Origin of the sequence: Streptomyces sp. NRRL WC-3549 (assembly GCF_000721935.1) — a bacterium.
Lineage (GTDB): Bacteria > Actinomycetota > Actinomycetes > Streptomycetales > Streptomycetaceae > Streptomyces.
Window position 1 is genome coordinate 44,860 of sequence record NZ_KL585390.1, and the last position, 4,023, is coordinate 48,882.

The 4,023-nt window shown below is 73.7% G+C and carries 4 protein-coding genes; 3 read left to right on the forward strand and 1 reads right to left on the reverse strand.

Annotated features, from left to right (window positions below; translation table 11 throughout):
- The 3 genes from IH13_RS0108345 to IH13_RS0108355 form a co-directional block, all read left to right on the forward strand.
- On the forward strand, positions 1–484 hold a 484-nt coding region (locus IH13_RS0108345; RefSeq protein WP_031082463.1), incomplete at its 5' end, for an alpha/beta fold hydrolase.
- Complete coding sequence (locus tag IH13_RS0108350) at positions 481–1,365, forward strand: SDR family oxidoreductase (protein ID WP_031082465.1); 885 nt, start codon at positions 481–483, stop codon at positions 1,363–1,365. The genes IH13_RS0108345 and IH13_RS0108350, both read left to right, overlap by 4 nt.
- 85 nt (positions 1,366–1,450) lie before the next feature.
- Positions 1,451–1,636: a hypothetical protein gene (locus tag IH13_RS0108355; protein WP_031082467.1), complete on the forward strand. Its 186-nt coding sequence runs from the start codon at positions 1,451–1,453 to the stop codon at positions 1,634–1,636.
- 167 nt (positions 1,637–1,803) lie between these two features.
- Here IH13_RS0108355 and IH13_RS0108360 read toward each other — a convergent pair.
- A partial coding sequence (locus IH13_RS0108360; protein WP_199814620.1) for a S41 family peptidase occupies positions 1,804–4,023 on the reverse strand: 2,220 nt, incomplete at its 5' end.

Below are 4,023 nucleotides of genomic sequence, written 5' to 3' on the forward strand. Positions count from 1 at the left end.
GCTGCCGATGCGGGCCGGTGCGCTGCGGACCCGGATGACCGCGGCGGTGCTCGGCGCCCGGGCGCCACTCGGACCGGTGAACGCGGTTTCCCGGTCGGTGCTCAAGTACGCCACGATGGGGCGGGGCTCGGCCCCGGACCGGGTCGACACCTGCGCCAGGATCGTGCACGCCTGCCCGCGCGGGGCGCGCGTCGCCTGGGGCCAGGTGCTGGCGGAGCTCGACCTCGACGCGGACGTACGGGAACTCGGGCTGCCGACCGCGGTCATCGCCGGCGTCGAGGACCGGCTGACACCGCCCGTGCACGCGCGGGCCATAGAGGCGGCGCTGCCGCACAGCCTCGGTCTCACCGAGCTGACGGGCGCGGGTCACATGACGCCGGTCGAGGCGCCCGAAGTGGTCACCGCGAAGCTTCGCGAGCTGGTGGCCCTGTACGTCACTGTGGACGGTGCGGCCGAGGCCGTGAGCGAGGAGGAGGTCGCATGAGCGGCAGGCGGAGTCTCGAAGGGCAGGTCGTCGTCGTCACGGGTGCGGCGCGCGGAGTGGGCGAACTGCTCGCCCGCAAGCTGTCGGCGCGCGGCGCGAAGCTGGCGCTGGTCGGGCTGGAACCCGACGCGTTGAAGAAGGTGTCCGAGCGGCTGCACTCGGACAGCGACCACTGGTTCGCGGACGTCACCGACCACGAGGCGATGGCCCGGGTCGCCCGCGAGGTGAAGGAGCGCTTCGGGAAGATCGACGTCGTCGTGGCCAACGCCGGTGTCGCCACGGGCGGCCCGCTCGTGGACTCCGACCCGGTCGCCTGGCGGCGGGTCATCGAGGTGAACCTGATCGGTGGCGCGGTCACGGCGAGGGCGTTCCTGCCCATCGTCATGGAGAGCCGCGGCTACTTCCTCCAGATAGCGTCGCTGGCCGCGCTCACCCCGGCGCCGATGATGAGCGCGTACTGCGCTTCCAAGTCGGGGGTGGAGGCCTTCGCGCACAGCCTGCGGGCGGAGGTCGGCTACCGGGGGGTGAGGGTCGGGGTCGGCTATCTCTCCTGGACCGACACGGACATGGTGCGCGGCGCCGACGAGGACGACGTCATGCGGGAGCTGAGGCAGCGGCTGCCCTGGCCCGCCAACCGCACCTATCCGCTGGGCCCGGCCGTGGACCGGATCGTCGTCGGCATCGAGCGGCGCTCGGCCCATGTGTACGGCCAGTGGTGGCTGCGCGGGATGCAGTCGGTCCGAGGGGCGCTGCCGTCGGTGATCGGGGTCGTCGGACAGCGGGAGATGCAGCGGTTCGGGTCGCGGCTGGACGGGGTCACCAAGGGGCTCGTGGGGGCCGGCGGTGCGGCGGACCAGGACGCGCGGGCACAGCGTCACTGATCGAAATGCGGCCTGTGTCCGGGTGTGTAAGCCTGAGCGAGGCCCTTACGGGGCCGCCCCACGCACCCGCATAGGAGTGAACGGCATGGGTATCGCAGACCAGTTCAAGGACAAGGCGAAGGAACTCGCCGACCAGGCCGAGCAGAAGAAGAAGGACGGCAAGCAGGATGGTTCCCGTGAGCGGTCCGACCGCTCCGGCGACCGGCCGTCCGACCCGCGTGAGCGTGCGCGGGACGCGGCCGAGCAGGCGCGGGAGCGGTTCGACCGCTGACGTCCGCGGCTACGTCTGCGCTTGGAGGGGCGCGTCCCGGGATCCGGTTCCGGGGCGCGCCCCTCACCCGTGTGCGGGGGCGGCCGCCGCCCGGGACTCTGCCCCGGGCTCTCGGACGCCGGGAGGGCCGGGGCGGGCGGCGCGGGCCGGGGTGCGCGGCCCACCCGTCACCGCGGCGGCAGCGGGGGGCGGCGCAGGTCCGGGACCGTGGCGTACGTCGGGGGCGTGGCGGCCGGGTGGGAGGCCAGGAGGTCCAGGGCCACCCTGACCGCGTCGTCCAGGACCGCGTGCCGGCCCTCCGCCCAGTCCAGGGGGGTGCGCAGGGCCTCCAGGTCCGGTTCGACGCCGTGGTTCTCGACGGACCAGCCGTACGTGTCGAACCAGGCCGCGTTCATCGGCACCGTGATCACCGTGCCGTCGCCGAGCCGGTGGCGTCCGGTCATGCCGACCACACCGCCCCAGGTGCGCTGCCCCACCACCGGTCCGAGCTTCAGCAGCCGGAAGGCCGCCGTGATCATGTCGCCGTCGGAGGAGGTCGCCTCGTCGGCGAGGGCGACCACCGGGCCCCGGGGGGCGTTGGACGCGTACGAGACGGGCTGGGCGTTGCGGGTGAGGTCCCAGCCGAGGATCGCGCGGGTGAGCTTCTCGACGACCAGCTCGCTGATGTGCCCGCCCGCGTTGCCGCGTACGTCCACGATCAGGGCCGGGCGGGAGACCTCCAGGCGCAGGTCGCGGTTGAACTGGGCCCAGCCCGAGCCGCCCATGTCCGGGATGTGCAGGTACCCGCACCTGCCGCCGCTCAGTTCGCGTACGACCTCACGGCGCTTGGCGACCCAGTCCTGCTCCACCGTCGTCCCGCCCGCCGCCGTGAGCAGCGGGTACGGGCCCGCCACCGGGTCCACCGGACGGCCGTCGACATGGGTGAGGACGGAACCCTCGCGGATGCCCGCACCGGCGAGCGGGGAGCGCGCCTTGGAGTCCGAGGAGTCACCGGGCAGGATCCGCAGGACCGTCCAGTCGCCGTCCCGGCAGGCGAGGTTGGCACCGAGCAGGCCGATCGCCCGCTGGTAGTGGGGCGGGCCCTCGTTGCGGCGGGCGGGGGAGACGTAGGCGTGGGAGGTGCCCAGCTCGCCCAGGAGTTCGCGCAGCAGGTCCGCGAACTCGTCCGGGGAGGCGACCCGTTCGACCAGGGGGCGGTACTGGTCCAGGACGCCCTCCCAGTCGATGCCGCACATGTCCGGTTCCCAGAAGTAGGCCCGGATGATGCGGCCCGCCTCGTCGTAGGCCTGCCGCCATTCCGCGGCCGGGTCGACCTCGTGGAGGATGCGGCGCAGGTCGAGGTAGACGGTGGAGTCGTTGTCGCCGGGTTCGCTGGACGGGACGGCGCGCAGTTCGCCGTCGTCCATGACGACCAGCCGGCTCCGGTCCCCGCTGACCGCGAACCAGTCGAGGTGGGCGACCAGTTCGGTCCTGCGGGCCCTGGCGATGCTGAAGTGCTCCAGGGTGGGGCGCCCCGACATGTCCGCGGGGTTGGCGAACGTCTCGCCCAGGGCCCCGGAGATGGGCCAGCGCAGCCAGACCAGTCCGCCCCCGCTGACCGGTTGGAGCGCCGAGTACTTCGACGCGGAGACGGGGAACGGGGTGACCCTGCTCTCCAGCCCCTCGAACTCCACGGTGACGGTGGTCCCCTCGACGGTGCCTTCGGGGATGTCCACCGGGTCCAGTCCGCCGGCCGCGGGCCGCCCGTCGGGGAGCAGCGCGAAGGGGGAGGGGGTCGCCGAGGAGAGCGGTACGAGGTAGGGGCGGCAGCCCAGCGGGAAGGAGAGGTCGCCGGTGTGGACGTCGTACACCGGGTCGAAGCCGCGCCAGGAGAGGAAGGCGAGGTAGCGGCCGTCGCCGGTGAAGACCGGGTTCTCGTCCTCGAAGCGGCCGTTGGTGACGTCGACGATCACCGGTGCGTCCGGGCCGCTGATCCGGGCCAGCTTGATCTTCCGCAGCGACCGGCCGATGCCCGGGTGCGACCAGGTCAGCCAGGCGCCGTCCGGGGAGAACGCCAGGTCGCGGACCGGGCCGTTGACGGAGCGGATGAGCTCGGTGACCCGGGCCTCGGCGGGCGGCGGGGGAGGCGGGGCGGAGCCCTGCTCCTCGACCGCGTCCAGCAGGGCGGCCCGCGCGTCGGCGCTGTCCAGGACGGCGACCCCGTCCAGGGCGGCGACCTCGTGTTCCGTCTCGTCCCCGGCGGTGTCCAGCAGCAGCAGACGTCCGTCGTTCGAGGCGAGGGCGAGGCGGGTGCCGTCCGGGTCCGCGACCATCTCGTGGACCCGGCCCAGCTGCCCGGAGGCCAGCCTGCGTGGCCGCCGGCCGCCGCTGGCCCGCGGCAGGGAGGG